The organism is Bradyrhizobium pachyrhizi, assembly GCF_029714545.1.
GTDB classification, from domain to species: Bacteria; Pseudomonadota; Alphaproteobacteria; order Rhizobiales; family Xanthobacteraceae; genus Bradyrhizobium; species Bradyrhizobium pachyrhizi.
The window spans coordinates 6,913,416-6,937,081 of record NZ_CP121667.1 but is presented as its reverse complement, the minus strand read 5'-3'; the positions used below and the strand labels follow the sequence as shown (position 1 = coordinate 6,937,081).

The 23,666-nt window shown below is 66.2% G+C and carries 21 protein-coding genes; 15 read left to right on the top strand and 6 right to left on the bottom strand.

Features of this window, described 5'->3' with window-relative positions; genetic code table 11:
• Positions 1-41 precede the first annotated feature (41 nt).
• Entirely contained in the window at positions 42-1,307 is a 1,266-nt protein-coding gene (locus QA639_RS32885) for a D-amino acid dehydrogenase (protein ID WP_283088095.1), read from the top strand.
• Between the two features lie 258 nt (positions 1,308-1,565).
• Here the strand turns inward: QA639_RS32885 and QA639_RS32880 are convergent, their stop codons facing one another.
• Positions 1,566-4,697: a multidrug efflux RND transporter permease subunit gene (locus tag QA639_RS32880; RefSeq protein ID WP_283088094.1), complete on the bottom strand. Its 3,132-nt coding sequence runs from the start codon at positions 4,695-4,697 to the stop codon at positions 1,566-1,568.
• Positions 4,698-5,081: 384 nt separating this feature from the next.
• The gene (locus QA639_RS32875; RefSeq protein ID WP_283088093.1) at positions 5,082-5,285 is read right to left on the bottom strand and encodes a hypothetical protein; all 204 of its coding nucleotides are present in this window, start codon (positions 5,283-5,285) and stop codon (positions 5,082-5,084) included.
• 146 nt (positions 5,286-5,431) lie between these two features.
• Here QA639_RS32875 and QA639_RS32870 point away from each other — a divergent pair, with 146 nt between their 5' ends.
• From QA639_RS32870 to QA639_RS32855, 4 genes are all read left to right on the top strand, one after another.
• Entirely contained in the window at positions 5,432-5,773 is a 342-nt protein-coding gene (locus tag QA639_RS32870) for a hypothetical protein (protein WP_283088092.1), read from the top strand.
• Between the two features lie 374 nt (positions 5,774-6,147).
• Positions 6,148-6,591 (top strand): hypothetical protein, encoded by a 444-nt coding sequence (locus QA639_RS32865; protein ID WP_028335721.1) that lies wholly within the window; start codon positions 6,148-6,150, stop codon positions 6,589-6,591.
• Between the two features lie 36 nt (positions 6,592-6,627).
• Entirely contained in the window at positions 6,628-6,816 is a 189-nt protein-coding gene (locus QA639_RS32860) for a hypothetical protein (protein ID WP_028335720.1), read from the top strand.
• Between the two features lie 52 nt (positions 6,817-6,868).
• A complete protein-coding gene (locus tag QA639_RS32855; protein ID WP_283088091.1) occupies positions 6,869-7,468 on the top strand; it encodes a hypothetical protein in 600 nt (199 codons plus the stop codon).
• A gap of 15 nt (positions 7,469-7,483) precedes the next feature.
• On the opposite strand, the gene QA639_RS32850 is transcribed toward QA639_RS32855, so the two are convergent.
• Positions 7,484-8,128, bottom strand: coding sequence for a TetR/AcrR family transcriptional regulator (locus QA639_RS32850; RefSeq protein WP_283088090.1), 645 nt, complete (start codon positions 8,126-8,128; stop codon positions 7,484-7,486).
• 152 nt (positions 8,129-8,280) lie between these two features.
• Between QA639_RS32850 and QA639_RS32845 the strand changes: the two genes are divergently transcribed.
• The 3 genes from QA639_RS32845 to QA639_RS32835 are packed head-to-tail and all read left to right on the top strand — an operon-like array spanning position 8,281 to position 12,092.
• Complete coding sequence (locus QA639_RS32845) at positions 8,281-8,778, top strand: (2Fe-2S)-binding protein (protein WP_283088089.1); 498 nt, start codon at positions 8,281-8,283, stop codon at positions 8,776-8,778.
• A complete protein-coding gene (locus QA639_RS32840) occupies positions 8,775-9,821 on the top strand; it encodes an FAD binding domain-containing protein (protein ID WP_283088088.1) in 1,047 nt (348 codons plus the stop codon). The genes QA639_RS32845 and QA639_RS32840 overlap by 4 nt, the downstream gene beginning before the upstream one ends.
• Before the next feature lie 3 nt (positions 9,822-9,824).
• On the top strand, positions 9,825-12,092 hold the full coding sequence (locus tag QA639_RS32835; protein WP_283088087.1) for a xanthine dehydrogenase family protein molybdopterin-binding subunit: 2,268 nt from the start codon (positions 9,825-9,827) through the stop codon (positions 12,090-12,092).
• 80 nt (positions 12,093-12,172) lie between these two features.
• On the opposite strand, the gene QA639_RS32830 is transcribed toward QA639_RS32835, so the two are convergent.
• Complete coding sequence (locus QA639_RS32830) at positions 12,173-12,820, bottom strand: cupin domain-containing protein (RefSeq protein WP_038377710.1); 648 nt, start codon at positions 12,818-12,820, stop codon at positions 12,173-12,175.
• A 182-nt stretch (positions 12,821-13,002) separates the two neighbouring features.
• Between QA639_RS32830 and QA639_RS32825 the strand changes: the two genes are divergently transcribed.
• The 7 genes from QA639_RS32825 to QA639_RS32795 all read left to right on the top strand — a co-directional run bounded on the left by QA639_RS32825 (position 13,003) and on the right by QA639_RS32795 (position 21,197).
• Positions 13,003-13,770 (top strand): ABC transporter substrate-binding protein, encoded by a 768-nt coding sequence (locus QA639_RS32825; protein ID WP_028335714.1) that lies wholly within the window; start codon positions 13,003-13,005, stop codon positions 13,768-13,770.
• A 181-nt stretch (positions 13,771-13,951) separates the two neighbouring features.
• A complete protein-coding gene (locus QA639_RS32820) occupies positions 13,952-14,605 on the top strand; it encodes an amino acid ABC transporter permease (protein ID WP_283088086.1) in 654 nt (217 codons plus the stop codon).
• Complete coding sequence (locus tag QA639_RS32815) at positions 14,602-15,333, top strand: amino acid ABC transporter ATP-binding protein (RefSeq protein WP_028335712.1); 732 nt, start codon at positions 14,602-14,604, stop codon at positions 15,331-15,333. Before QA639_RS32820 ends, QA639_RS32815 begins: the two co-directional genes overlap by 4 nt.
• Positions 15,334-15,347: 14 nt before the next feature.
• A complete protein-coding gene (locus tag QA639_RS32810) occupies positions 15,348-16,640 on the top strand; it encodes an NAD(P)/FAD-dependent oxidoreductase (protein ID WP_028335711.1) in 1,293 nt (430 codons plus the stop codon).
• A gap of 80 nt (positions 16,641-16,720) precedes the next feature.
• The gene (locus QA639_RS32805; RefSeq protein ID WP_283088085.1) at positions 16,721-19,951 is read left to right on the top strand and encodes an adenylate/guanylate cyclase domain-containing protein; all 3,231 of its coding nucleotides are present in this window, start codon (positions 16,721-16,723) and stop codon (positions 19,949-19,951) included.
• Between the two features lie 48 nt (positions 19,952-19,999).
• Positions 20,000-20,494: a hypothetical protein gene (locus QA639_RS32800; protein ID WP_038382850.1), complete on the top strand. Its 495-nt coding sequence runs from the start codon at positions 20,000-20,002 to the stop codon at positions 20,492-20,494.
• 7 nt (positions 20,495-20,501) lie between these two features.
• On the top strand, positions 20,502-21,197 hold the full coding sequence (locus QA639_RS32795) for a class I SAM-dependent methyltransferase (protein WP_283088084.1): 696 nt from the start codon (positions 20,502-20,504) through the stop codon (positions 21,195-21,197).
• Positions 21,198-21,272: 75 nt separating this feature from the next.
• Here the strand turns inward: QA639_RS32795 and QA639_RS32790 are convergent, their stop codons facing one another.
• Complete coding sequence (locus tag QA639_RS32790; protein ID WP_038377698.1) at positions 21,273-21,644, bottom strand: PaaI family thioesterase; 372 nt, start codon at positions 21,642-21,644, stop codon at positions 21,273-21,275.
• A gap of 420 nt (positions 21,645-22,064) precedes the next feature.
• A complete protein-coding gene (locus QA639_RS32785; RefSeq protein WP_050383729.1) occupies positions 22,065-23,654 on the bottom strand; it encodes a gamma-glutamyltransferase in 1,590 nt (529 codons plus the stop codon).
• Positions 23,655-23,666: the final 12 nt, after the last annotated feature.

Below are 23,666 nucleotides of genomic sequence, written 5' to 3'. Positions count from 1 at the left end.
CGCAGCGGCGATTGCGTTTTCGCTGCAGGATGTGAGGAAAAGTGAAGGTCCTTGTTCTCGGCAGTGGCGTGATCGGCGTCACCTCTGCCTATTACCTTGCGCGCGCCGGTCACGAGGTGACGGTGATCGACCGTCAGCCCAAGCCCGCGCTGGAAACCTCCTTTGCTAATGCCGGCGAAGTGTCGCCGGGCTACTCATCGCCCTGGGCCGGCCCCGGCGTGCCGGTCAAGGCGGTGAAGTGGCTGTTGATGAAGCACGGCCCGCTGGTGATCCGCCCCAAGCTCGATCCCGTGATGTGGCTCTGGCTCCTGAAGATGCTGCGCAACTGCACGACGTCGCGCTACGCGGTGAACAAGAGCCGGATGATCCCGATCGCGGAATACAGCCGCGACTGCCTGCAGGCGCTGCGCAGCGAGATCGGCATCCGCTATGACGAGCGTGCGCGCGGCACGCTGCAGCTGTTTCGCGAGCAGGCCCAGCTCGATCACACCGGCGACGACATTGCGGTGCTGAAGCAGTACGGCGTGCCGTTCGAAGTGCTCGGCCGCGAGGGCTGCATCGCCGCCGAGCCCGCGCTGGCCGGTGTGAAGGAAAAATTCGCCGGCGGGCTGCGGCTGCCGCATGACGAGACCGGCGACTGCCACATGTTCACGCAGGCCCTGGCGCTGGAAGCCGAGAAGCTCGGCGTGCGCTTCAACTTCAATGTCGGCATCGACGGACTGAATGCGGATACCACCCGGATCACCGGCGTCGCGACCAGCGCTGGAATGATGACGGCGGACGCCTATGTGCTGGCGCTCGGCAGCTATTCGCCGATCCTGCTGCGGCCGCTCGGCATCTCGCTGCCGGTCTATCCGGTCAAGGGCTATTCGATCACCGTTCCGATCAAGGACGCGTCCGGCGCGCCGGAATCGACCGTGATGGACGAGAGCTACAAGGTCGCGATCACCCGGCTCGGCGATCGCATCCGCGTCGGCGGCACCGCGGAGATCTCAGGCTATTCGACCAAACTCTACGCCGCGCGGCGCGCGACGCTGGACCATTCGCTGACCGACCTGTTTCCGCGCGGCGGCGACCTTCCCAGGGCCACCTTCTGGTGCGGGCTGCGCCCGATGACGCCGGACGGCCCGCCGGTGATCGGCGCAACGCGCTTTGCCAATCTGCACCTCAACACCGGCCACGGCACGCTCGGCTGGACCATGGCCTGCGGCTCGGGCCGGGTGCTGGCGGACATGCTCTCCGGCAAGCAACCCGAGATCGACACCAAGGAGTTGTCGATCAAGCGCTACGATGTCAGGTTCGGGTAGGCCCTATCGCCGCACGCGAGCTGCTAGCGCAAGATGAGTTTATTTTGAATCGAGCAACGGGCTCCGCTTCACCTCGCCCCGCGCGTGGGGAGAGGTCGGAACGCATCGTTAGATGCGTTCCGGGTGAGGGGGAAATCTCCGCAAACGCGGCGGTCGCCGAATATGCTGAGACGGCCCCTCACCCCAACCCTCTCCCCGTAAGAACGGGGAGAGGGAGCGCAGCACCGTTGCGGTTGCGATTTTGACCCAATCTCGTCACTATTCGGCGGCGTGCTTCACGGGCGGTTCGGCATCGTCGTCTTTCTTCGTTGCCGTCCAGTTCGACAGCGCATTCGAGAATCGGTCGAGATAGAGATACACGACCGGCGTCGTGAACAGCGTGAGCGCCTGGCTCACGATCAGGCCGCCGACCATCGCATAGCCGAGCGGCTGACGGATTTCCGATCCCGTTCCGGTGCCCAGCATCAGCGGGACGCCGCCGAGCAAGGCCGCCATCGTCGTCATCATGATCGGGCGGAAGCGCAGCAGGGCCGCTTTCCGGATCGATTCACGCGGCGATAGATGCTCCTCGCGTTCGGCGGCGATCGCGAAGTCGACCATCATGATGCCGTTCTTCTTCACGATTCCGATCAGGAGGATGATGCCGATCAGCGCGATCAGGCTGAAATCGAACCCGAACGCCATCAGGATCGCTAGCGCGCCGACCCCGGCCGATGGCAGCGTGGACAGGATCGTGAGCGGATGGATGTAGCTCTCATAGAGCACGCCGAGGATCAGGTAGACCACGACCAGCGCGGCCAGGATCAGCAGCGGCACCGAGCTCAGTGACTGCTGGAAGGCCTGCGCGGTACCCTGGAAACTCGAGCTGAGCGTGGCTGGAGCACCGAGATCGGCGACCGCGTTCTGGATCGCATCGGTGGCCTGGCCGAGCGCCACTCCTTGCGCGAGGTTGAAGCTGATCGTGGTGGCCGGAAACTGCCCCTGGTGTGCGATCGCGAGCGGGCGCACCGGAATGGTGGTCCATTTGCAGAACACGGAGAGCGGTACCTCGTCCCCCGTGGTCGGCGACCTGATGTAGATCTTGTTGAGCGTGTCGAGCTTGCCCTGCAATTCCGGGAGGATCTCCAGGATGACGTGGTAGCTGTTGAGCTGGGTGAAGTATTGGGTCACCTGGCGCTGGCCGAACGCGTCGTACAGCGTGTCGTCGATCAGCTGCGGCTGGATGCCGAAGCGCGACGCGGTGTCGCGATCGATGGTCAGTGTCAGCGTCGTTCCCTCGGTCTGCTGGTCGGTGGCGACGTCGCGCAGTTCGGGCAGCGTCTTCATTCTGGCCAGAATCTTCGGCGCCCATTCGTTCAGCTCGTCGAGTTTTGCATCCTGCAGCGTGTATTCGAATTGGGTCCGCGTCGCGCGGCCGCCGAGCCGGACGTCCTGGGAGGCCTGCATGTAGAGCCGCGCGCCCTCGACCGCCTCGAGCTTCGGCCGCAACCGTTCGATGATCTGCTGCGCGCTCGCGTCGCGCTCCTCGCGCGGCTTCAGCGTGATGTACATGCGGCCCGAATTGAGCGCGGTACCGCCGCCGCCGATGAACTCGGCCATGCTGTCGACCGCGGGATCGGCCCGGACGATGCTGCTGAGCTCTTCCTGATGCCGCTTCATGTCGGCAAACGAGATATCTTGCGCCATCTGCGACACGGCGATCAGGAAGCCGTTGTCCTGTTGCGGGAAGAATCCCTTGGGAATGATCACGAACAGGTAGACCGACAGGGCCACCGTCGCGAAGAAGATGCAGAGTGTGGTGCGGCTCCAGCTCAGCGCCAGATCAAGGCCGCGTTGATAGCCATGCAGCATCCTGTCGAATGCCGCCTCGCTCCATTGGTAGAGCCGGCCGTGCCTGGTTTCGGCATGCGCGCGCAGGAAGCGCGATGCCATCATCGGCGTCAGCGTCAGCGACACCACCAGCGAGACGAAGATCGCCATCGCGAGCGTCACCGCGAACTCGCGAAATAGCCGGCCGATCACGCCGCCCATCAGGAGCAGCGGGATCAGCACCGCGACCAGTGAGATGCTGATCGACAGGATGGTAAATCCGATCTCGCCGGCGCCTTGCAGTGCCGCTGCGAGCGGCCGCTGACCCTGCTCGACATATCGCGTGATGTTTTCCAGCATCACGATGGCATCGTCGACCACGAAGCCGACCGCAATCGTCAGCGCCATCAGCGAAAGGTTGTCGAGCGTATAGCCGAACACCCACATCAGCGCGCAGGCGCCGAGCAGCGCGAGCGGCACGGTCACGGCAGGAATCACCGTCGCCCAGAAGCTGCGCAGGAACAGGAAGATCACCATGACGACCAGAACGATGGTGATCAGCAGCGTGATCTGCACGTCCTCGACGGCGGCGCGGATGGTCAATGTCCGGTCGCTGATGATCTTGATCTTGATGGCGTGCGGAATGGCGGCAACGAGCCTTGGAAGCTGCTCCTTGATCCTGTCGACCGTCCCGATGACGTTGGCGCCGGGTTGCTTGAAGATGACGAGGAACACGCCGCGTTTGCCGTCCGCCCAGGCCGCCTGTTTCATGTCTTCCGGCGCGGCGACGGCCCGGCCGATGTCGCGGATCCGCAACGGGCCGCCGTTGCGATAGGCGACGATGACGTCATTCCAGTCCTTGGCATCCATGAGCTGATCGTTGGCGTAGATCGTGTAGGCGCGGCTGGCGCCGTCGATGTTGCCCTTCGGACTGTCTGTCGTCGTGATGGCGATCTGGCCGCGGATATCTTCCAGCGACAATCCCTTGGCGACCAGCTTGGCGGGATCGATCTGCACGCGAATTGCGGGCTTCTGCTGGCCGCCGATGAACACTTGGGCGACGCCCGAAATCTGACTGATCTGCTGGCCGAGCTGGGCGTCGACCGCGTCGCTCACCTTGATCAGCGGCAGTGTGTCCGAGGTCGCCGACAAGATGAGGACGGGCGAGTCCGCCGGGTTGACCTTGCGATAGGTCGGCGGCGACGGCAGGTTCTTGGGCAACTGGCCGCCTGCGGCATTGATCGCGGCCTGGACATCGTTGGCGGCGCCGTCGATGCTGCGGTTCAGATCAAATTGAATGGTGACGGCGGTCGATCCGAGCGAACTCGTCGAGGTCATCTGGGCAATGCCCGGAATCTGCGCGAATTGCCGCTCCAGCGGCTGCGCAACCGAGGAGGCCATGGTTTCCGGGCTGGCACCGGGCAGACTTGCGGAGATCTGGATGGTCGGAAAGTCGACCTGCGGCAGCGGCGCGACCGGCAGCAGGGGATAGGCGACCATTCCAACGAACAGAATGCCGGCCATCAGCAGCGAGGTGCCGATCGGGTAGCGGATAAACCGAGATGAGATGCTCTCGTTCATTTCTGCGATCCAAATGAACGGCAGGCGCATCTTTTCCCGAAGGTCGGGAGTCGTGCTCGAAAGCTCGAGCGCGAACGCGCGTTTTCCTCGCCATGGCCAATCGGCAGATCGCGGAGTTTGCCTCCGCGTCTACCTGTTTTTTGCCAGCATAATCATTCCGGGGGGCGCCGCGCGAATGGAAACGTCGGACCGGCCATTCGACGTTCGTTCAATGGCCGGAATTTCGTGCCGCTATCGCCGTTTCGGAAGCGTCAAAAATGTCGCTGGCGCAAAATATATCGTGGAACGACATAGAATTGCGCGCGCGGTTGGCTCGACGCCACGAGAGAGCGTCACGATTGTTCAGGCGCAGCCTGTCCGGTGCAACTTGCTCGTGCGGCGGTCCTAGGCGATGTCGAACTCGTCCTGCATCCTGGTCACGATGTCGCGAAGCTCTTTTTCCTTCGCCTCATCCAGCGCGGTGTCGCGGGTGCCGCCGAGATCCCAGCTCGGCGTATAGCCCTTGAGCCGGATCAGCTTCAGGCCTGTGACACCGGATCGTCTTTCCAGTTCGGCCGTGATCTCGTGCTGCATTTGAAGTGTCTTCATCGCGCACCTCCGGGAACGCTATCCTGCTCAACAGGACAGCCAGCGTCATGTTCCTCGCGAGCGCGCGTCGGATGCGTGTCCTGCCGTCCAGGAACGTCCGCCTTGCGGTCCACGTTGCTTCCGGTCGAACCAGGAAAGGACCTCACATGAAGAAACTGGCAACGATCGGATTGGCTGCGGCCATGATGCTGGCCACCTCGCTCGCCTTTGCGCAGGGTGGCGGCGGCGCCGGTGGAGGATCGGCCGGCGGCGCGAGTGCAGGGGCGGGGACCGGAAACTCCGGCACAGGAACCGGCGCCGGCGGCACCACCGGGATGGGAACAGGCTCGGGAATGAGCAATCCGCCCGGCAGCACGACCGGCAACATGAACAACCCAGGCACCTCGACGCCGAACTACTCGACCGACCCGAACAACAATCCCGCGACCGGGACCGGGACATCGAACCTGCCCGGCAACAACAGCGGAACGCGGACCAATCCGCGGTGATCGCGAAAGCCCCGCCTCAGTGCGGGGCTTTTCGTTACGGCGCGATGGGCAACGAAAAAGCCCGGCACGATGGCCGGGCCGGATCGCGAATATAAACAGATATGTATGTACGAGGCTTGGCAATGCGACGATCTAACCGAATGGCAATCTGATCGTCTGTGCACTTTAGCACACTTGCGCGGCCTCCATGCCTAGCGACCGCCGCCATCGCATCCGGCCGCGGGCTTATGCGGCTCATATGCCGCGGAGCCCGCGGCGCTCTCGAATTCATATCCCGCCCTGAAGATATTGAGCCCAATGCAAGCGCTCCCGCGGACGCCAGGCCGCCGAGGCCCGGCCGCACGCGCGTGAGCGAACGGGAAACAGGTGATGTCATGTCTTCGCTTCAGATTGCTATCGGCGACCGGATCATCGAGCCGATGATCGCGCTTGCCGGCTGCACGACGCAACAGCGCATCGTCGTGGCCGGCACGAGGAGCATGGAATTGATGTTCGAGCTGCAGCGGCGCGGCTATGCGCGCGCGGCGGCGTCGGGCAATTGCGGCCGCCCGGCCGGTCAGTACGACGTTGCGCTGGTCGATTGGCGGCGGCGCACGCTTCTCGCACTCGAGCCGACGCTGGACTGGTTGACGAATGTCCTCAGCGCGCGTGCGGTGCTGGTGGTGTGGGTCGATGCCCAGAAGGCCTCGGCCAACCAAAGCCTGCGGGCGTCGCTGGAGCGGCGCGGCTTCGTCGTCGAGCAGGGCATCGTGCATGAATGCGGCTGCGCGCTGTCGGCACGGAGGTCGCAAACCCATCCGCTGCAGCTGGCGGCCTGACGCGCTGAACGCGGCTTATCGCGAAGGGAAATCGCCATGTCCAAGGTGCGACGCGCCGTGATCCGCGAATGGATGCTGCTGGCGCGCGAGAAACGGCAATCCAGCGAGCAGGCGGCTGCCTTTGCAAGGGCGGCGCTGCAGCGGCACGACCTGCCGCGCAGCAGCCGGCGAACACCGCATGAAATCATCATGCGGTGGCTGCGGCCACGCACCGGACGTCCTTGAGCGGTGGCCGCCACCGTCGTGGGGCGGGAGGCAATCAACAGCAGAGCAATCGATGCGTGTCCGTGAGTTAGAGCTGTCCCCGCATGCGCCTCGCGACGCGGAGGATCTTGTTGCCGAAATCGCGAGGTCAACGTCCGACGCTGCGGCGTGCAGCGCCGCGGCGCTCGCGCTGGTATGTTGCGACATCATCGCGGGCGAGGGACCCACGGTGGCCGGCCGGGCGCATTTCTCGCGAACGATCGACGCCGCCGACGCCGCGCTATGCGCCCGCATCCTCTGTGCCGCCGGTCGCGCCGGGCATTCGGTCAGTCGCGCCGAAGCCGACGCGCTGTTCGCGATCGATGCGGTCGGGAGCGAACGGGTCGATGACGGACGTTTCGACGACCTGCTTGCCAAGGCGGTGCTGCATCATCTGATGGGCGCTGCCGGCACAACCATTCCCGGCCGCGAGCAGGCGCTGGCCCGCGACAATCCGCTGGATAGCTGGGGGTCGGCGATCGTGCTGGCTGCGGAGCCGCGATCCTGGCTCGCCGGTCATCTTGACTGGATGAAGCCGTCATCCTCCGCCGCGCGCACCATCGATGCGGTGCTTCATGTCAATCCGGCAGGACCCCGGCTGCCGCTCGGCATTCTCTTCAACATGGCGGCCTGAACAGGCCTCGCCGGGTCAGCGCGACGGCTTGGCTTTCTGCCGCGCCGGCCTTGGGCTCTCCGACTTCGTCATCGTGACCGCCGGCTGCACCCGCAGGCCGTCCACGAATACGTCCAACAGCCTGAGCGCGGTGGTCTGCCAGCCGGGCTGGTCGTGCATGTAGCACATGCCGATCAGCGCCCGCAGCACGTCCTCGGCGCTGATATCGTTGCGGATCGCGCCGGCCGCGACTGCGCGCGCGAGCAACGTGCCGATCGCCCTGGTCAGACGGTCGAACGAATAGGCGTGCAATTCGGTCGAGCCGTGGGCAACCAGCGCCAGTGCCGCGACCATGCCCTTCTTGGTGGCGACGAATTCAACGTTGGCGCGCAACCAGCGCCGCAGCGCCTCGACCGGCTCGGGGGCGCATTGCAGTTGCTCGGCCAGATCGCCGAGCTGCTCGACCTCGCGGCGATAGACCGCCTCGTAGAGCGCTTCGCGGGTCGGGAAGTGGCGATAGAGCGTGCCGATGCCGACGCCGGCATGGCGTGCCACCGCCTCGAGACTCGCCTCGTTGCCGCCGGCCGAGAACACGGCCTTGGCCGATTCCAGCACGCGCTCGCGATTGCGCACGGCGTCGGCGCGGGGCTTGCGTGCAATTTCTGGTGATCGACCGGCCATAGCTTTTTCTTTTCACCCTCCCTTGTAAACGGAGGATGCCTCCGTATATGGCGACCAGCACCGGACCTGACAAGGCGCGCCGATCCTGCATCGGCGGCCACGGGCTTCCGTTGCCTCGATTCAACCCGACCATACACGGATCGGAGCCCTGCATGAATCTCCCACTCAGCCTCACCATCAACGGTGTCCGCCGGGAAATTGCCCTCGACGACCCCCGCGTTACCCTGCTCGACCTGTTGCGCGAGCGCCTCGACCTCACCGGCACCAAGAAGGGATGCGACCGCGGCCAGTGCGGCGCGTGCACCGTCCTGGTCGACGGTCGCCGCATCAATTCCTGCCTCGCGCTTGCCGTCAGCCATGACGGCGCCGAGATCACAACCATCGAAGGCGTCGCGCGCGGCGACCAGTTGCATCCGGTACAGGCCGCCTTCATCGCCCATGACGGGTTCCAGTGCGGCTTCTGCACGCCGGGCCAGATCATGAGCGGCATCGGCCTGATCCAGGAGGGCCAGGCCGGCGACGATCCGGAGCGCGTGCGCGAATGCATGAGCGGCAATCTGTGCCGCTGCGGGGCCTATCAAGGAATCACCGAGGCCGTGCTCGAGGCGCAGGCCAGCATCACCGCGACCAAGCAGAGGCGCTCCGCATGATGAACTTCGATTATGTCAGGCCGGCCAGCGTCGCGGACGCGATCGCGGCGGCATCCGAAAAGGGCGCAAGCTATCTCGCCTCCGGCACCAATCTGCTCGACCTGATGAAGGGCGGCGTCAGCCGGCCGAGCCTTCTCGTTGACGTCACGCGTCTGCCGGGGCTCGACCGCATCGAGCATCTGGCCGACGGCGGCCTGCGGATCGGCGCGCTGGTGCGCAATGCCGATCTCGCGCATGACGCGGAGTTCGCGCGCAACTATCCGGCGGTCGCCGAGGCCTTGCTGTCGGGCGCATCCGCCCAGCTGCGCAATGCCGCGACCGTCGGCGGCAATCTGATGCAGCGAACGCGCTGTGCGTATTTCTACGACGCCGGCAGCGCCTGCAACCGGCGCTGGCCGGGCGCCGGCTGCGACGCGCTCAAGGGCGAGAACCGCCTGCACGCGGTGCTTGGCTGGAGCGAGGGCTGCATTGCGACCCATCCGTCGGATTTCTGCGTGCCGCTGGTCGCGTTCGATGCCGTCGTGGAGATCGAGGGCAAGACCGGCCGGCGCGAGCTGCCGCTGGAGGCGCTGCACCGTCTGCCGGGTGAGACGCCGGAGCGCGAGACCGCGCTGGAGCGCGGCGACCTGATCGTCGCGCTGCGGCTGCCGGCCGAAACGCAGAGCTTCTCCGCGCATGCCCGCTACATCAAGGTGCGCGAGCGCACGTCCTATGCGTTCGCCGTGGTCTCGGCCGCCGCGGCCCTGCGCATCGAGGATGGAAAAATCCGCGAAGCGCGGCTGGCGCTCGGCGGCGTCGCGGCAAAGCCGTGGCGGTCGCGCGAGGCCGAACAGGTGCTCGCGGGCGCCGCGGCGGATGCGGCGATCTACCGCGAGGCGGCGCGCGCCGGGCTCGCGGTCGCAAAACCGTCCGGCGACAACGCCTTCAAGATCGAGCTCGCGCAACGCATCGTCGTGCGCGCGCTCACCCTTGCTGCCGCAGGCACGCCGGATCGCATTCCCGCGCTGCCGGGCTCTCCCTTCTCATCCGTTGCAGGAGCGTAACGCATGACGGCTGAACTCAATCTGACCCGCGATCCCGCCCATCTGAGGCACGGCTCGAATATCGGCCAGCCGCTGACCCGCACCGACGGCGCGCTGAAGGTGACCGGCAAGGCCCGCTATGCCGCCGACAATCATCCGCCCGGCATGGTCTATGCCGTGATCGCGACCAGCTGCATCGCGCGCGGCCGCGTCACCGCACTCGACGTCGCTGCCGCCAAGCGCCATCCCGGCGTGATCGACGTGATGACGCCGGCGCACAAGCCGGAACTCGCGGAGGATCCGGACGCCAAGGGCAATCCGTTCGCCTTCCGCATGGAGCTGTTGCAGAGCGATGAGGTGCGCTACGCCAACCAGGCGATCGCGGTCGTGATCGCGGAAACGCTGGAGGCCGCCGCCGAAGGCGCGGCGCTGTTGTCGCCGCGCTATCAGGTCGAGATCGCGCGTGTCGGCCTCGACGCCGGGGAGGTCTATGCGCCGCCGGTGGTCGGCATCGGCAATCCCGCCGAGGTCCACCATGGCGATATCGATGCCAGCCTTGCCGCTGCATCGAAGCGGATCGACGCAACTTACGAGACCCCCGCGCAGTATCACAACGCGATGGAGCCGCACGCGATCGTCGCGGTGTGGGACGGCGACCGCCTGTTCCTCGACACGCCGAGCCAGGGCATGGCGATGGCGCAGATGCGGATCGGCGGCCTGTTCGGCATTCCGCCCGGCAACATCCACATCAACAGCCCGTTCCTCGGCGGCGGCTTCGGCTCCAAGGGCCTGGTCTCCGGGCCGCAGGTGCTCGGCGTCATGGCGGCGAAGCTGGTCGGGCGTCCGGTCAAGCTGGTGCTGCGGCGGAGCCAGATGTATGGCCCGGTCGGCCATCGTCCGCAGACCCGCCAGCGCATCCGGATCGGCACCGGTGACGACGGCCTGCTGACCGCGCTCGATCACGAGGCGCGCGTCACGACGTCGAGCTTCGACGATTTCTACGAGCCGGCGGCGGACGCCTCGCACACGCTCTATGCCAGCCCGGCAATCCGCACCGCGCATGAGGCGGTACGCGTCGACACCGGCACGCCGCTGTTCATGCGCGCGCCGGGCGAGGCCACCGGATCGATCGCGCTGGAAAGCGCGATCGACGAGGCGGCGTTTGCCTGCGGCATCGATCCCCTGGAATTCCGGCTGAAGAACTACGCCGAGGTCGAGCCGACCACCGGCAAGCCGTTTTCCTCCAAGGCGCTGCGGCAGTGCTACGCCAAGGCCGCCGAACGTTTCGGCTGGGCGGGACGTCCGCTACAGCCAAGGCAGATGCGCGACGAGAACGGCTTTCTGGTCGGATGGGGCATGGGCACCGCGACATTCCCGGCGCTGATGTTCCAGGGCAATGCGCGCGCCGTGATCCGCGCCGACGGACGCGGCGTGATGGAAAGCGGCGCGCACGACATGGGGCAGGGCGCCTGGACTGCGCTCACGCAAATCTCGGCCGACGCGCTCGCGCTCGATCTCGAGCAGATCTCGTTCCTGTCCGGCACGTCGGACCTGCCGGATGCCGGCATCGCCGGCGGCTCCGCGCACACTGCGACGGTCGGTGCCGCGATCCACAATGCCGGCGCGGCGGTGATCGCAAAACTCGCCGAGCTTGCGACCTCCGACCAGCGCTCGCCGCTGTTCGGCGCCGGCAATGCCGGCGTGGCGGCGCGGGCCGGGCGGCTCTATCGCCGCGACGATGACGCGCGCAGCGAAAGCTATGCCGAGATCCTGGCGCGCGCCGGCGTTGCCGAGATCGAGGCCGCCGGCACGGGTGCGGCCGATCCGGCGGCGCAATCGCAATATGCGATGCACGCGCATGGTGCTGTCTTTGCCGAGGTGAAGGTCGATCCGGAGCTCGGCCAGATCCGCGCCACGCGGCTGGTCGGCGCGTTCGCCGCAGGGCGCATCATCAATCCGTTGATGGTGCAGAGCCAGCTCCGCGGCGGCATGATCTGGGGCCTTTCCTTCGCCCTGCACGAGGAGGCGGTGATGGACAAGAGGTCCGGCCGCATCCTGAATGCGAACCTCGCCGAGTATCATGTGCCCGTGAATGCCGACGTGCCGCCGATGGAGGTGATCACGGTCGACGAGCACGATCCCCATGTGAACCCGCTCGGCATCAAGGGCGTCGGCGAGATCGGCATCACCGGCAGCGCTGGCGCCGTCGCCAACGCCGTCTTCCACGCCACCGGCATCCGCGTGCGGAATTTCCCGATCAAGATCGAGGAAGTGGTGATGGGGTTGAAGTGATGCGGCTTGACGTGAGGGCTCCGTAATAACAGGTGTCGTCCCGGCTTTCGCCGGGACGACGAGTGGAGAGAGTAGGGCCGTCACCCCGCCGCCGTCACGCAGTTCACCCAGAGCACCACGGCCTTGGCATCGCGCGCTGGATTGGAGAAGCGGTGCGGACGCCGGCTGGCGAAGCGGAAGCTGTCGCCTTCTTTCAGCGTCCAGGTCTCCGTGTCCACCGTCAGCGTCATCTCGCCCTGGAGCACCAGACCGGCCTCTTCGCCGTCATGGGTATAGAACTCGTCGCCGGTGTTGCCGCCGGGCTCGAGATGCACCAGGAACAGATTGAGCCGGCTCTCGCTGCCGGCCGGGCTCAGCAGCTGCTTTGAAATTCCGGTGCGCCACAGCTTCAGCTCGGCGCGCTGCACCTCGCGGGTGACGACGCCGCCGGCGCCGTCATCCTTGGGCGTCGCGCCGAACAGCGCGGCGATGCCGACGCCGAGCACGTCGGCCAATGTCGCCAGCACGCGCAGCGAGGGCGACGACAGGCCGCGCTCGATCTGGCTGATGAAGCCGATCGACAAGTCGGTGCGCGCGGCAACCACCTCCAGCGACATCTCCTTGCTGCGGCGCAGGTCGCGGATGCGGCGTCCGACCGCGAGATCCATCGCGGGCTCGGCCGGCTTGCTGGCCGGCTTTCTGGCGGCGCGGCGTGCCGTTGCGGGCTTCGCTGCCGCGCCTTTACGCATTCTCTTGCCGCCGCTCACGTCAATCCGCTTCCTTCATGTGCATGAAAACCGCTTGCATTGGCCGCGGTTTCGTGACCACAATTTCATATTGATGAAAATAGGCCGGAACGGCGTCGACCGCAACCAAAAGCGCGAAACGCGCGGGCGATGCGGCGCCAAGGCCAGCTTCGGGAGGTGTTGCGATGTCGTTTCAGCGTCTCGTCCAGGCCGCGGTGGCGGCGCTTGCCCTTGCCTTGACCTCGCCGTCAGTGGCGCAGCAGGTGCTCAAGGTCGGCTCAACCCCGACCGGCATTCCCTTCACCTTCCTCGACACCAAGACCAACTCGATCCAGGGCATCATGGTCGATCTCGCCACCGAGATCGGCAAGGACGCCGGCTTTACCGTGCAGATCGAGCCGATGCAGTTCTCGGCGCTGATCCCCTCGCTGACATCCAACAAGATCGATATCATCGCCGCCGCGATGTTCGCCACCGCCGCACGCAAGGAGGTGATCGACTTCTCCGAGCCGGTTTACACCTATGGCGAGGGCCTCGTGGTGCCGAAGGCCGACACCAAGGCCTATGCCTCGCAGGAGGATCTGAAGGGCGCCGTGGTCGGCGCCCAGGTCGGTACTGCCTTTGTCGACGCGCTGAAGAAGACCGGGCTGTTCAGCGAGGTCAAGGTCTACGATACCATTCCCGACATCCTGCGCGACGTGAATGCGGGCCGCCTCAAGGCCGGCTTCGCCGACCATCCGATCCTCGCCTACAATCTGCAGCAGGGCAATTTCGCCGACGTCCGTCTGGTCGACGGCTACAAGCCGGTCACCGTCGGCACCGTCGCGATCGGCGTCCGCAAGAGCGACACGGAGCTGCTCGCGAAGATCAACACCTCGCTGGCGAAGCTGAAGGCGAACGGGGCGATCGCAAAGATCCTAGAAAAGTGGGGCCAGAAGGCCAACGCGTCCTGATGCGCCTGTGTTGCTTTCACTCCGCCCGGGCTGCGCGAGAGTGACCCGTGACCCTGAGGAGCGCACAGCGCGTCTCGAAGGGTCGACGGCCACTAGCCGGGCCGATTCATCCTTCGAGGCTCGCCCAGCGGCGCAAGCGCGCCGCAAGGCTCGCGGGTGACGGAATAGACACGATTGGCCGATGCAAAAATTCTTCCATGACGCCGTCGAGTTCGTGCCGATCCTGCTGCAGGGTGTCTGGCTGACCATCGTCGTCACCGTCGGCTCACTGTTGCTGTCGACGGTGCTCGGGCTGGTGTGGGCCTTGATGCGGGTGTCCGGCGTCGGCGTCCTGGTCGGCCTCAGCGCCTCGTTGATCAATGTGATCCGCGGCATCCCGATCATCGTGCTGCTGTTCTACATCTACTTCGTGATGCCCGATTTCGGCATCGCGCTGTCGGCGCTGCAGGCCGCGATCATCGGGCTCGGCATTGCTTATTCGGCCTATCAGGCGGAAAATTTCCGCGCCGGCATCGAGGCGATCGACAAGGGGCAGATCGAGGCGGCGCAAACCATCGGGATGGGCTGGTGGCTCACCATGCGCCGCGTGGTGCTGCCGCAGGCGGTCAGGATCATCCTGCCGCCCTACGGCAACATCATGATCATGATGCTGAAGGATTCCTCGCAGGCGTCCACCATCACGGTCGCCGAGCTCGCGCTGCAGGGCAAGCTGATCGCCTCTTCGACCTTCAAGAACACCAGCGTGTTCACGCTGGTGGCGCTGATGTACCTCACCATGAGCATCCCGCTCATCCTGCTGGTTCGGCACTTCGAGAACAAGGCGAACCGCAAATGATCGAGCTCCGCGACGTCCACAAGAGTTTTGGCAAGGTCGAGGTGCTGAAGGGCATCACCGCCTCCGTCGCCAGGAGCGAGGTGGTCTGCATCGTCGGTCCGTCCGGCTCCGGCAAGTCGACCATCCTGCGCTGCATCAACGGGCTCGAGAGCTACGATCGCGGCGAGATCAGCGTCGAGGGTGCGCGCGTCGACAGCAATGACCGCTCGATCGTGGCGATCCGCACCCAGGTCTCGATGGTGTTCCAGCGCTTCAACCTGTTTCCGCACCGCACCGCGCTCGAGAACGTTATCGAGGGGCCGCTCTATGTGAAGAAGGAGCCGCGCGAGCAGGCGATCGCCCGTGGTCGCACGCTGCTCGCGCAGGTCGGGCTCGCCGACAAGGCCGAGGTGCATCCGCCAAAACTCTCCGGCGGCCAGCAGCAGCGCGTCGCGATCGCGCGGGCGCTGGCGATGCAGCCGAAGGCGATCCTGTTCGACGAGCCGACCTCCGCGCTCGATCCGGAACTGGTCGGCGAGGTGCTGTCGGTGATGCGCAAGCTCGCCGACGACGGCATGACCATGGTCGTCGTCACCCATGAAATGGGCTTTGCCCGCGACGTGGCCGATCGCGTGCTGTTCATCGACGGCGGCGTCATCGTCGAGCAGGGCGCCGCCAAATCCGTCCTCAACCAACCCCAGCACCCGCGCACCCAGGATTTCCTGCGCCGCGTGCTGCATCCGCTGTGATCGGGTCGCCTGCAATGAACGCGCCTATTCGCCTGCCGCTGCCACCGAGCCTCTACGCCGACACCGCGGTGCAGGCGACGCCGACGCCTCTGCTGACGTCGGACAGGAGCGTACCGGTCGCGATCATCGGCGGCGGCTTCACCGGCCTGTCGACGGCGCTGCACCTCGCCGAGCAGGGCGTGCTTGCGACCGTGCTCGAAGCGCAGGAGCCGGGCTGGGGCGCGTCCGGCAACAATGGCGGGCAGACCAATCCCGGACTGAAGAACGACCCCGACCAGATCGAGCGGGATTTCGGCGCCGATCTCGGCCGCCGCATGATCGAGTTCTCCTACGGCACCACCAACTTCACGCATGATTTGATCCGCCGCTACCAGATCCCCTGCGAGGCCAGGCAGAACGGCACGCTGCGCGCGGCGTACAACGAAGCCAGCGCAGCGGCGATCGAGACCACCGCAAAGCAGTGCATCCGGCGCGGCATGCCGGTGAAGCTGCTCGACGCCGCCGAGATGCGGCAGATGACCGGCAGCGACCGTTACCTCTGCGCCATGCTGGATGCGCGCGGCGGCGACCTGCATCCGCTGAGCTATGCGCGGGGTCTTGCGCGCGCTGCGATCGGGGCCGGCGTTGCCGTCCATGGCGAGACCCCGGCGCTGTCGCTCCGCCGCGACGGCGGCCGCTGGCGGATCGAGACGCCGCGCGCGGTCGTGCTCGCCGACAAGGTGCTGCTCGCGACCAACGGCTTTACCGATGATCTCTGGCCGGCGCTCCGCCGCAGCATCGTGCCGGTGTTCTCGTCGATCGCGGCGACCGCGCCGCTGTCCGAGACGATCGCGCGCGCGATCATGCCGACCCGGCCGGTGCTCTACGAAAGCGGCCACATCACGGTCTATTACCGCATCGACCAGCACAATCGGCTCTTGATGGGCGGCCGCGGCCCGATGCGCTGGATCAGCAAGCCGACCGACGTCGCCTATCTGATCAGCTACGCCGAGCGGCTGTGGCCGCAGCTCAAGGGCGTCAGCTGGACCCACGGCTGGAACAGCCGTCTCGCCATCACCGCCGATCACTACCCGCATGTCCATGAGCCCGCGGAGAATTTGCTGATCTCGCTCGGCTGCAACGGCCGCGGCGTCGCGCTTTCGACCGCGATGGGCGCAGAGCTGGCGCGCCGGCTGATCGGCGGCCCCAAGGCCGAGATCGACATGCCCGTGACCGGCATCAAGCCGATCCCGATGCACGCCTTCTGGCGGGTCGGCGTCACCGCGGCCGTGCTGACCGGCCGGGTGCGGGACCGCCTCGGTGTGTGAGGCATTTAACACAATTACAGAATGTGCTGGGCTAATCTCGTGCGTCGGATATATTCGCAGTCTTTACTGGAAGGCTGTTCATGCAATGCGAGCGATGCGGTCACGCAAACCGGGCTGGCAACGATTATTGTGAAGATTGCGGTGCGCCATTAGGCCTCAAATGTGACTCCTGTCAGCATGTGAACGGGCCCTCCAGCCGCTTCTGCGGCCGCTGCGGGACCGTGCTCGCCGCGGGCAGCGTCCGTCCCGACGCGCCCTCGCAGCGCCTGCTGCGTTCGCTCAGCACCAAGGGCGGCGAACGCAAGAACCTCACTCTGCTGTTTGCCGATATCCGCAACTCGACCAATCTGATCGACAGCCTCGGCGATCCCGAACTCGGCATGCGGCGCCTCGAGCCGGTGCTCGACCTGATGAAGGAAGCCGTCCACCGCTACGACGGCATCGTCAACAAGATCCAGGGCGACGGCGTCATGGCGCTGTTCGGCGCGCCGCCGCGCCCGCATGAAGATCATGCGGTCCGCGGCTGTCTCGCCGCGCTCGCCATGCAGGATTCGGTGGCCAGGCTCGCCGATCCCGGCATGCAGATCCGGGTCGGGCTGCACACCGGCGAAGTCGTCGTTCAGACGGTGGAAAACACCATCTACCAGACCTACGACGCCGCCGGCGCCAACGTCCATATCGCCAACCGGATGGAGCAGATGGCGGATGAGGGCGCGATCCTCATCACGCGCGACACCTATCTCGGCGCCAGGCAATTCGTCGAGGTGACGCCGCTCGGTATGCAGACCATTCGCGGCATCTCGATGCCGGTGGAGGTCTTCAGACTGACGGGGCTGCTCAGCGCGCCCGCCAGCGACGTTTTCCGCAGCGGCCGCCGCCTGACCTCGATGGTCAACCGGACCGAGCAGATGGCGGCGTTGGAGCATGAGCTGTCGCGTGCAGTTGGCGGCGACGGCCGGGTCGTCGGCATGGTCGGCGACGCCGGCATCGGCAAGAGCCGGCTTTGCTTCGAGTTCGCCGAAAATTGCCGCCGCAAGGGCATTCGCGTCTACGAGGCCCGCGTGCTGGCGCATGGCCGCGCAACACCGTTCCAGCCCGTGCTCGAGCTGTTGCGCGATATCTTCGGCATCCGCGCCAAGGAGCCGATCGAGACATCCCGGCGTCGCGTCATCGACCGTTTCGCCGAGATGGCCTCATCGGAGCAGGAACTGCTGGTGCTGCTCGAATTCCTCGGGCTCGCCGATCCGGCGTATCCGGCCCCGAAGCTCGATCCGCGTGCGCTGCGGCTGCAACTCCTCGAGCTGGTTCGAACGCTGGTGCGCGCGCGCCCCGGGGACGCGCCGGCGGTCGTCATGATCGAGGACCTGCACTGGATCGACGCCGCGAGCGAAGAGTTCGTCGAGACGCTGGTCGATGCCATCGTCGGCACCGCGACGTTGCTGGTGGTCAATTTCAGGCCGGGCTTCACGGCACCTTTCATGCAACGGTCTCACTACCGTCAGATCGCAATTCCGCCGCTGCCGTGGTCCGATTCGAACGAGCTGCTCCGCGAGCATTTCGGCAGGCATCCCTCGCTGGCCTCGCTGAGCAGCAATGTCATCGAACGCGCGCAGGGCAATCCGTTCTTCATCGAGGAGCTCGCCAACACCGTCGTGGAGCGCGGCAATGTCGAGGGCGAACGCGGCAACTACCGGCTCAAGCATGGCGTCGATGCGGTGCCGCTGCCTGCGACGGTGCAGGCCGTCGTGGCCGCCCGCATCGATCACCTCGAGGATATCGCCAAGCAGGTGCTCGAGACGGCGGCGGTGATCGGCCGGCTGGTCGCGATGTCGGTGCTGCGCCCGGTCGCGGCGCTGCCGAACGACGATTTGCAGAACGCCGTCGCGCAGCTGCGCCAGGCCGAGCTGCTGTACGACCTGCCGCCCTACGACAAGGGATTGCTGGCGTTTCGCCATCCATTGATCCAGGAGGTCGCCTATGCAACTCAGTTGCGGTCGCGCCTGACCACGCTGCATGCGACCGTCGCCAAGGCGATCGAGGGCTTCGACTGGGGCAAGCTCGACGAGTTTGCCGGGCTGCTCGCCTATCACTACGAGGCCGCGGGCCAGCCGCTGGAGGCGGTCACCCATTTGCAGCGGGCGGCGCGCTGGATCGGCAAGACCAACTCCGCCGAGGCAATGAAAAGCTGGAAAAAGGTTCGCGCCCTGCTGCAGGACCAGCCCCCGTCCGAATATGTCGACCGGCTGCGGGCGATGTCGAGCGGCCAGATCCTCAACTTCGGCTGGCGTGAGGGGATGTCCGCCGAAGAGGTCAAGCCCTACGCCGAAGAGGCGATCAAATACGCACGCGCGGCGGACCCGGTGCACGAGCCGATCCTGCTCGGCGCCTACGGCAGGATCCTGGCCGCGACCGCGGCGGCCGACGACTATGTCAAGCTCGTGCAGGACGCCTTGAAGCTCACCTCCGGCACCGGGGACGTCGGACGGTTTGCGACGGTCAACGCCATGCTGAGCCAGGCGTTCTTCCTGTCGGGCCGTCTTGCCGAGGCGCTCGACGCCGGGCAGGTGGCGGTTGCCGCGATTGCCGAGCAGGGCGGTTTTCACAACAACGTCACACTGGGTCTCAACCCGAACCAGATTCTCGGCTTCGACGTCGAGCACTGGATCAGGTGTCTTGGCACCAGAATTCTGGTGCGGCTCGGCCGGTTCGACGAAGCCGAACGGCGGATCGCCGAGGTGCTGCGGGCCGAGCCGGAGCGCTTCGCCGCCGTCGTGCAGTTCATTCCGCATTTTGCGATGGTGGAGATGGGCTGGAGCCGCGGCCGACCGGAGCTCGCCAAGCCGCATGCGGCGAGGATCGCCGAACTGGCCGAGCAGTCCGGCACGCCCTATCTGCGGGTCGCGGCGCTCGCCAGCGCCGGCCTCGCCAGCGGCGCCGCGGGCGACTTCAAGGTTGCCGCCGCCCAGCTCCAGGAAGCGATCGACTTTGCGCGCTCTGCGCGAGCCGGCCTCGAATTCGAGGCGCGCATGCTGGCCGATCTGGCCGAAGCGCTCTATCGCGCCGCCGACCACCATGCGGCCCTGCAAGCGGTCGACGAGGCGCTGACGGTCGCGCGGCGAAGGACCGATCGCATCGCCGAGCTGCACGCGACCGTGTTGCGCGGCCTGATCGTTTGCGCCTTGGGCAGCACGTCACATGAGGAGCTTGACGAGATTGTCGGCGGCGCTCAGAGTCTGCTCGATGTCTCGGGGGCAGTCTATTTCACACCACAACTCGATCAGCTTCGATTGCATCTTGAGCGACGCCGCTAGACGCGACGATTTTTTCATTTCTGGAAACAAGGTATTGAGGGGGTCTCAATGGGACGGATGATTCAAGACGATACGACGCGCGATGTCCTGGATCTGCTGAACAAGCGGTTTGGTCCCGGCGGGATCATGGAGATGGTCGAGCTGCAAAAGGAGTTCGACATCTTCTCTCCCAATCATCCCCTCGAGCAGTCGTTCAGGCTGATCGGGATCGAGCCGGCCGACCGGATCGAGCGGAAGCGCTGGTATACCTTCCTCGGCACGCTGAAGGACTATCCTTCCGATCAGCCCAATGTGAGCGGATACAAGCGGGTGGTCCAGGCGTTCCGGCAGGCGCTCACGCAGAGTCCGTATCTGCCGGTGCTCGTTAGCGTTCACGCCATGAAGGAAAATCCGAAGGTGACGTTTGCAGCCGATGGCCACACGCCGCTGATCTACTCGACCCAGTCGTATCGGGTTCTGTCGATCCCGACCAAGCCAAGCCAGGTCGCCCGCAAGGAGCTTGCCGCGATGGCGAAGCAGCGGCGGGCCAAAGCCAAGAAATGAGCAAGACGTGAGCATCGCAGCGGAGACCGCAGGTTTCGGCGCCGAAGGCGATCGGGCGCGGTTCTCCGATCTCTATGCCGACGTCGAATCCTACTACAGCGCGCGGGTCGCCAAATACGGCGCCACCCCGCGCGGGGTGGACTGGTCCTGCCAGGCCACCCAGGACCTCCGCTTCGTCCAGTTGCTGAAGCTCTGCGACTTCTCCGCACCGTTCAGCCTGAACGACATCGGCTGCGGATACGGCGCGCTGTGCGCCTATCTCGCAAGGCGCCATCCGCAAGCGGAGATCGACTATCTCGGGATCGACCTGTCGCTGGCCATGATCAGCCGCGCGCGCCGCCGTTTCTCGGCGCCGGGGCGCCGCTTCAAGGTCGGCAAAGGCAGCCTGCGTCGCGCGACCTATTCGGTCGCGAGCGGCATCATGAATGTCGATGTCGGCGGCTGCCGCCGATCCTGGGAGGCATTTGTCGCCGGGATGCTGGCCGACCTGCGCCGCGCCAGCCTGCGCGGCTTCAGCGTCAACTTCGTCACCGGCGGAACGGAAGGCACGGCGGCCGACGATGCATCGCCGGTGCAGCTCTATTGCACCAGCCCCGAGCCGTGGATCGATTATTGCGAACGCGAGCTTGGCTGCACCGTCGAGACCGTCGACGGCTACGGAATGAACGAAGTCACCCTGCTGGCGCGATGTAGGGATTGCTGATCGATCGGACCTGCGTCAGCCCAGGCAGATGAGAGCAGGTCGAGAGGCGTGACGCGATCGAAGCCTGCCGCACGGCTATCGCTTGTCCAGAATCCGCAACTCGGCCGTGGCGCTGGCGACCGTCACGTCGTTGGCGTCGATCAGATCGGCTTCGACGATCATGTCGCGGTCGGTCTGCGAGATGACCTTCGCCTTGGCCGTGATCGGGCCGATGCGCGCCGGTTTGAGAAACCGCGTGGTGAGGGTCCTGGTCACGACGGTTCGCGTTGCGGGCAGCGCTGCGAGCGCGCCGAGGCCCGTGGCTGAATCCAGCATCGCGGCAAGGAAACCGCCCTGGATCGTTCCGTGGCGGTTGGTGAACAAGGGTTGCGCCTCGAAGCGGACTGTGGCGATTTCACCGTCGAAGCCCAGCCACTCGCGTCCAAGAAGTTGCGCGCCGGGCGGCACGTCTGCGCTTGCTTCACTCAAGCCGGTCACCGCAATTGTTGTCGGTCCAAATGTATCAGCCCGTTCGGGTCATGCAATGTCCGCGGGCGCGGGTCGCGAAGAGCGCCAAATCACTGAGTTGCCCGACCTTTTGCACGAGGCCCATGGGTGCGATCGGCACCCGGCTTTCCTGCGCCCTCTGCAAGCAAGAGGGCGGAAGGAAGAGCAAGCTCGGGCAGATCATGGCGCGGGAATGCGGGCGTATGACTCACAGGTCGCGCAACACCTTCACTGTCGTCCCGGCGAAGGCCGGGACCCATAACCACCGATGCTCGTTGTTTCGCGATGCTGGAACGACCAGCGCGATCCACAATTCTCGCTGCGGCGTATGGGTCCCGGCCTGCGCCGGGACGACGGTGGAGAAGGAGTCGTGCGTATAACTCACCCCTCCGCGACTGCGTCGCCCCAGGGCTGGAACGGCTCGGTGACGCCGCTGTTGGTGGTGCCGTCGCGCAGCACGACGCTCGGGCAGGCGAACTTCATCGGCAGGGTCTGGATGCGGGCCTCCTCGAAGTCGAAGCGGCCGCGCAGCGCCTCGCGCACGCTGGCGGGCAGGCGCTTGTCGCCGATCACCACGGCGCCCTCGCTGGCGTCGATCCGCGGCTGGTGGATCGCGGCGTCGAGATCCATGCCGAAATCCATCACGAACGAGAGCAGTTGCGACACCGCCGGCAGGATGCGGCGGCCGCCCGATGCGCCCGCGGCGAGCGTGCGGCCGTCGGCGGCCTGCGCCACGACAGGCGTGTAGTTGGTCAGGCAGCGCTTGCCGGGCGCGAGCGAGTTCGGTGCGCCTTGCGCCGGATCGAACCACATGATGCCGTTGTTCATGGTGAGCCCGGTGTTCGGCGTCACGAATTTGGAGCCGAAGGTCGACAGCAGGGTCTGCGTCACCGCGGCCATGTTGCCGTCGCGGTCGACCGCGGAGAAATGCGTGGTGCAGCTTGGCGCGATCGCTTCGGCGCCGAGCGCGCGCCGGCCGTCGACGTCGCCCATGTCCTTCAGCCGTTCGCGATAGGCGGCTTGCAGCGCCTCCGCATAGGCAGCGTAGGCCGCCGCATCCGGACCGCCCTGCGCGGGCGCCAGCGACTTTTGCAAAAGGCCGAGCGTGCGCGCCATGGTCGGACCCGCGGTCAGCTCCGGCGTCGCATAGACCGTGCCGCCGCGATAGGAAATTTTCAGCGGCTCGCGCAGATGGGCGCGGAAGGCGGCGAGGTCGCGCACCGACAGCGCGCCGCCGGCGGCCTGGATGTCGTCGGCTATGCTGCGCGCCAGATCGCCCTCGTAGAAATCGCGCGGACCGGCCGCGGCGAGCTGCGCCATCGTGGCTTTCAGCCTGTCCTGCGGCATGCGGACCACCGACCTGATGCCCCATTGCGCGTTCGGCGGCAGGCCGTCCTGCAGATACGCCGCGGCGCTGGCGGGATAGCGCCGCAGATCGGCCGCGGAGCTTGCGATCATCGCGGTGGTCCACCAATCGACCAGAAGGCCGTCGCCGGCGAGCTTGACGCTCGGCGCCAGCAGGTCCTTCCACGGCATTTTGGCGTGACGGCGATGCGCTTCCTCCATGCCGGCAACGACGCCGGGCACCGCGATCGAGCCGGGGCCGTGCAGGTTGCGGTCGTCCTTGACCCGCGCCCAAGGGAACAGGTCGGAGGCCGCGCCGCCGGTCAGCGGATAATCCTCGATGCGCAGGCCGTCGGGCGCGCGCATGCCGTAGTCGATCACCTCGACGCGGTTCTCCTTGGCGCGATACAGCACCATCGCGCCGCCGCCGCCGGCGCCGCTCATCCACGGCTCCACGACGCCAAGCGCGAAGGTGGTTGCGATCACGGCGTCGACGCAATCGCCACCCGCCGCCAATACCTCCGCGCCGACCTCGGCCGCCTTGCGCGACTGCGCGGCGACGATGCCGCCCTTGGCGCTGACGGCCGGCTTGCGGATCACTTGCGAGTTGGAGAACTGGTCGGACATGGCGTTGCTTTC